Source organism: Synechococcus sp. WC101, from assembly GCF_047461555.1.
Classification (GTDB): domain Bacteria; phylum Cyanobacteriota; class Cyanobacteriia; order Thermostichales; family Thermostichaceae; genus Thermostichus.
On record NZ_JANSHG010000163.1, the window covers coordinates 1 to 5,225 of the forward strand.

A 5,225-nucleotide genomic window follows, 5' to 3' on the forward strand; every position below is an offset into this window, starting at 1 on the left:
GCGGGCAAAGCGCTCCAATTCCTGCTTTAGGTCTTGGCCGGGCAGCAGGCGCAAGGGGTAGACGCGCAGGGATCCCGTGGGTAGAGGCTGGGGGCGGCCAGCAGCAGCGCTCCCCGGTCGCCAGCCCGGCTTGACCACCGGGTAGGCGCGGGCGATCACCAGGCAGTCGTCCGGCACGGGATAGCGGGCGGGAATGGTGGAGCCGGCGGCAATGGTGACATCGGATCCCACCTTGAGGGGGGCCACCAGCACCGAGTTGGCGCCTGTCTTGCTGCGATCCCCAATTTCGGTCAAGTGCTTCTGCTGGCCGTCGTAGTTGGCGATGATCGTGCCGGCGCCAATGTTGACCTGGGATCCCAGCTTGGCGTCGCCCAGGTAGGCCAGGTGGGCGGCGTTGGTATGGGATCCGATCTGGGCGTTTTTGATTTCCACAAAGTTGCCGATGCGGCAGCCGTCGCCGATCTGGCTGTGAGGGCGCACGTGGGCGTAGGGGCCTACCCAGACGCGATCCCCGATCTGGCTGTGGCTGACCACCGAGTAGAGGATGTGGCAATCGGAGCCGATGGTGCTGGACTCGATCCAACTGCCCGGCCCTAGACGAGTGCGCGGCCCAATGCGACAGACGCCCCGCAGGTGGGTTTGGGGTTCGATCACCACATCGGGGGCCAATTCCACCGTCTCTTCCAGGCTGACGCTGTCGGGATCCACAAAGGTGACCCCGGCTTCCATCCAGGCTTCCTTGAGGCGATCCTGCAGAATCTGGTAGGCTTGGGCCAGTTGGCGGCGGTCGTTAATGCCGACGATTTCCCGCGCATCCTCGGCGTCCAGGGCGATGGCGGTGTCCAGAAGTTTAACGGCCTCGGTGAGGTAGTACTCCTGCTGGGCGTTGTTCCGGCCCAGACGGGGCAGCACCCTTGCTAGGGCCGGCCAGTGGAAACAGTACACCCCGCTGTTGATGCGGCGATTTTGCCGTTGGGCCGGGGTGCAGTCTCGCTCTTCCACCAACTCCAGGATCCGCTGCTGGGCATCGCAAAACACCCGCCCATAGCCGTAGGGATCCGCCACCTGGGCCGAGAGCAAGGTCACATCCGGTTGAACTTGGCGGTGGCGCTCCAGCAGCGCCTGCAGGGTTTCCGCCCGCAACAGAGGCACATCCCCGTTGACCACCAGCAGATCCCCCTGAAAATCCTCCAGAACGGGCAGAAGCTGCTGCACCGCATGTCCAGTGCCCAATTGCTGCGCCTGCTCCACAAATTCGACCGGGTACTCCTGCAGGGCTCGGCGCACTTGCTCCTGCCCGTACCCCACAATCACCAGACAGCGCTGGGGTTTCAACGTCAGCACCGTGCGCAGCAGCCGCTCGATCAAAGACAGGGATCCCAGCTTGTGCAGCACCTTGGGCAACTGCGACCGCATGCGGGTGCCCTTGCCCGCCGCCAGGATCGCCACCGCCAGATCTCGTTCTGCCATGTTCCCCCCAGACTCTGCCCCCATAAAGTATATGCGGCAGGATCCTGCTCAAACTGTAGCTTGACAGAGCCGCGTGCCACTTGAGCTAGCCTAGTGGCACGTGTAGGTGGGGCAGACGATGGCGGAGAGCAAAAGCTCTGATACCCCCCTTCAGAAACGTCAGCGCCTGGTGCGCGAGGTGGCCGGTTGGCTGGCGGTGCTGGGGGTGCTGATCCCAGGGCTGCAGCGTTTTTACATGGGCCACAGGCGCTGGGGCTGGGGCTACTTGGTGCTGGGGCTGATGGTGTTCGTTCCTTCCATCCCGTTGCAGCTCCTCGGCTACGGGGTACGCGCCCTTTGTTTGCTGGAAGGGCTGTGGTTTCTCACCATGACCAATGAGGACTTCGATTTTCGCTTCAATCGAGATCTCATCGAGCTGGACTGGACCAGTGCGAAAAGTCGGGAAGTCCGGGATCCCGAGCAGCAGTTGGAGATCCAGTTGAAGCAGGGCTTGATTACCCGCGCCGAATACGAGGAGCGCCGCCGCTACCTTCGCGAGATCTCGTGAGTGGGACTGCGATTGCTCCAAGATATTTCCGACCTATCCCCCCTCCACAGCAAGCCCGTTGACACCCTCCCCACTCTCAGACCAAGAAACCGACTGGCGATGCTTAGAAGGGGTGGGCGGTTCTTCCCCATAATCTAGGGACAGGCCCGACCGACCTTCGCCAGAATCCCATAAAAGTGCGGTTTCGCGCTGGCTGAAGCTGTCCTAGTGTAACAAAATATTAAGAGGAGCCGCCGGGCTAGCGTCCCGTTTGGGAGGCCACGCTTGGATTGGTTCCTAACCGACACCTTGCATCCATCTCAGGACACATGGCCATGTACAACAATCGTCGCGGTTTTCTTCGTTGGCTGGCGCTTGGTTTTGGCTCGCTGGTGGGCCTGTTGCCTGCCTTGGCTCAGCGCCGTTTTAACCGTGCCATTGCCCAGGGTGCTGCTTCGGGCCCCAAAGCGGCTGAGCCGGAGTTCGTTAAAGTGGCAACGCTAGAAGATCTTAAAGAAGGCCCCTTCAAGGTAGAAGACGCCTTTGGGAAAAACACCGCCACCCTTTGGCTAGTCGGGGATCCCCAAAAGGAAGACTCGCTGCTGGCTCTGGATGCAGCCTGTCCCCATGCCGGCTGCGACGTGGACTGGCGGGGGGAGAACTTCGTCTGCCCCTGCCATGGCTCAGTTTTTGCCGCCGATGGCAGCCGTACCCGTGGCCCGGCCAATGCCGACCTGACCGCCTACAAAGTTAAGGTGGAGAAAGGGGAAATCTTCGTGGCCAGAACCTGACCTTGTCCCCCCAGGGTCAACCAGACTAGCCAGCAAGGGGTCGAGCCTGCTAGGGCGCCCATGCCTCGTACCTACCGCTTCTTGTTTGTCTCCACCCCCGTTGGGCCCCTGGGATCGGGAGCTGGCGGCGGGGTGGAGCTCAACCTTGTCAACTTGGCGCGGAGCCTGCTTGAGAGGGGAGCCCAAGTGCGCGTGCTAGCGCCTGAGGGATCCCACAGTGCTGACTTGCCGGAGGGAGTTATCGAGACCGTCCCAGGCCTCCCCCCGCCCTATGCCCAGAGCCAGCGCCGCGACCAGCCGGTCTGTTTTTCCACCCCTTCTCTGGTGGCCAACCTGTGGCAGCGAGCTGCCCAACTGCAGGAGCAGTTTGAGCTTATCGTGAACTGGAGCTACGACTGGCTCTCGTTCTACCTGACCGATTTTTTCCGCACGCCGGTGGCCCATATCCTCAGCATGGGATCCCTTAGCGATGCTGTGGATCAGGTCCTGGAGCACATTGCCCACCGCTACCCAGGTCGGCTGGCGGTGCACTCGCGAGCCCAAGCCCAGACTTTTGCCTTTGCCCGGGCCCAGATGTTGGCAGGTCGGGATCCCTTTGTCTATTTGCCCTGTGGCGTCGACCTCAGCCGCTACGAGTTTGTGCCCAAGGGGAACGGATCCCTGTGCTGGGTTGGCCGCATTGCCCCGGAAAAGGGCCTGGAAGACTGCGCCGCCCTGGCCGAGAAGACGGGGAGGCCGGTGCTGATCCTGGGCCACCTGCAAGACCCGGCCTACTGGCAGCAGATTCGAGAACAGTACCCGCGGGCTCAATTGGATTACCGGGGGTTTTTGCCCACCTCTCAGATGCAGCGGCTCTTGGGCCACTGCTCGGCCTTGATCATGACCCCTAAGTGGGTGGAAGCCTTCGGCCTGGTGGCGGTGGAAGCCTTGGCCTGCGGTGTGCCGGTGATCACCTACCGCCGCGGCGGGCCGGCGGAAATTGTCCGCGATGGCGAGACCGGCTGGGTGGTGGAGCCAGACGACGTGGCAGCTCTGGCAACAGCGGTGGAACGCCTGGATCAGATCGCTAGAAGCCGCTGCCGACAGCACGCAGAAGAGCACTATTCCCTGCAGGCCATGACAGAGCGGTTTCTGGCCTGGAGGGAGCAAATTGTCCAGGATCCGATCCCGGCAGCCCGCTAGGGAGAAGACAGGCAATGGTACTATTTGATTTTGATGCCTGGGGCCGGATGACCAGCCCACTGACGCGGACACTTCGACTCACGACGGGGAAACCACCATGACGACTGGGAAAGAATCTGTTGCGCTGGTGCGATCAGAGGTTCGTCGGCGGTCACAGGTTCTGGGAACGCAGGTGATCAGCCAAGCCAATGCCGCCCGGCTTGGAGTAGTTAGCGAAGTTTGGGCAGATCTGGAAGCTAGGCAAGTCCTGGTGCTAGGAGTGCTGGAAAAGGCCTTTGCCGGATCGCCGCGTTTTCTGGAGCTGCGGCAGGTCACGGCCCTAGGACAAGACGCCATCCTCGTCCCCAGCGATGAAGTCTTCGAGGACTTGGAGTTGGAGGGTCTCAGCCGGGTAGTCGGCAGCGAGGTGATTACCGAAGAAGGGATCCGCCTTGGAAAAGTCAAAGATTTCGAATTCAACTCCGTCTCCGGCCTAATCACCGGTTTGATCCTCTCCAACCTCGGCCTGACCTTTTTGCCCGGCTTTATCCTCAGCACCTACCTGCTCTCTGCTGATGAAATCGTCTCCATCGGCGGCGATCGCCTCATCGTGGCCGATGGCGCCGAAACCCGCCTAGCCCAACTGACCAAAGGGATCTTGGAAACCCTCGGCCTGGGCAAGCCCTCCTGGCTGGTCGACACTGGCTCCGCCCCCGCCCTGCCCAGGGCCGTTGATGAACCTGCCGTCGAGGAAAACTACGAGGAAGTATACGACGAAGAATACGAGGGCGAAGAAGAGGAATATCCCGAAGCAGAGCCTGAACCCCAGGCCGAGGCGGCGCCTCCTCGTCGGCCCGAGCCTGCTCCTGCTGCCGAGCAGCCAGAATGGGAGCAAGAGTACGTCAAAGCAGAAGCCCCCCCTTCCGAGCCAGCTCCTGACTCTGCCCCGGCCGCTCCCAGCTCCCCTTTGGATAGGGACCCCTGGGAGGAGAATACCGGGGAGCCAACCTGAGCTCTGAGCCCGGCTTCGCTCCTCTCTCCCAAAGTGACGGCCTAGGGGTGACCCCATGTCAGCCGGAGCGCCTGAGCCTGAGAACTCTTCCTGGATTGGAAAAAACCAGACTGACCGGACAGTCGCCGCAAAAAGTCGGCAAAGGCGTGAGTTTTCCCTGCTCGGGGATCCCCTAGGTTGGCAGGGCAGGATCGGCCTCGGCCAAAAAGCGCAAAGCCACCGATAAAAAAGCTTGCGGCGCTTCGATGTGGGGAAAAGCAGCCCC

Annotated in this window: 5 protein-coding genes; 4 read left to right on the forward strand and 1 reads right to left on the reverse strand. The window is 61.9% G+C overall.

Annotated features, from left to right (window positions below; all coding sequences use genetic code 11):
- Positions 1 to 1,470 (reverse strand): bifunctional UDP-N-acetylglucosamine diphosphorylase/glucosamine-1-phosphate N-acetyltransferase GlmU (glmU, locus tag NW809_RS10530; RefSeq protein WP_414402081.1); only part of this gene is annotated, 1,470 nt, incomplete at its 3' end.
- Between the two features lie 118 nt (positions 1,471 to 1,588).
- Here glmU and NW809_RS10535 point away from each other — a divergent pair.
- The 4 genes from NW809_RS10535 (at position 1,589) to NW809_RS10550 (ending at position 4,960) form a co-directional block, all read left to right on the forward strand.
- Positions 1,589 to 2,017 (forward strand): hypothetical protein, encoded by a 429-nt coding sequence (locus NW809_RS10535; RefSeq protein WP_099812202.1) that lies wholly within the window; start codon positions 1,589 to 1,591, stop codon positions 2,015 to 2,017.
- A gap of 308 nt (positions 2,018 to 2,325) precedes the next feature.
- Positions 2,326 to 2,787, forward strand: coding sequence for a ubiquinol-cytochrome c reductase iron-sulfur subunit (locus NW809_RS10540; RefSeq protein WP_228375465.1), 462 nt, complete (start codon positions 2,326 to 2,328; stop codon positions 2,785 to 2,787).
- Between the two features lie 60 nt (positions 2,788 to 2,847).
- On the forward strand, positions 2,848 to 3,969 hold the full coding sequence (locus NW809_RS10545; protein ID WP_414402082.1) for a glycosyltransferase family 4 protein: 1,122 nt from the start codon (positions 2,848 to 2,850) through the stop codon (positions 3,967 to 3,969).
- A 97-nt stretch (positions 3,970 to 4,066) separates the two neighbouring features.
- Positions 4,067 to 4,960, forward strand: coding sequence for a PRC-barrel domain-containing protein (locus NW809_RS10550; RefSeq protein ID WP_011430024.1), 894 nt, complete (start codon positions 4,067 to 4,069; stop codon positions 4,958 to 4,960).
- The last annotated feature ends 265 nt before the right edge of the window (positions 4,961 to 5,225 follow it).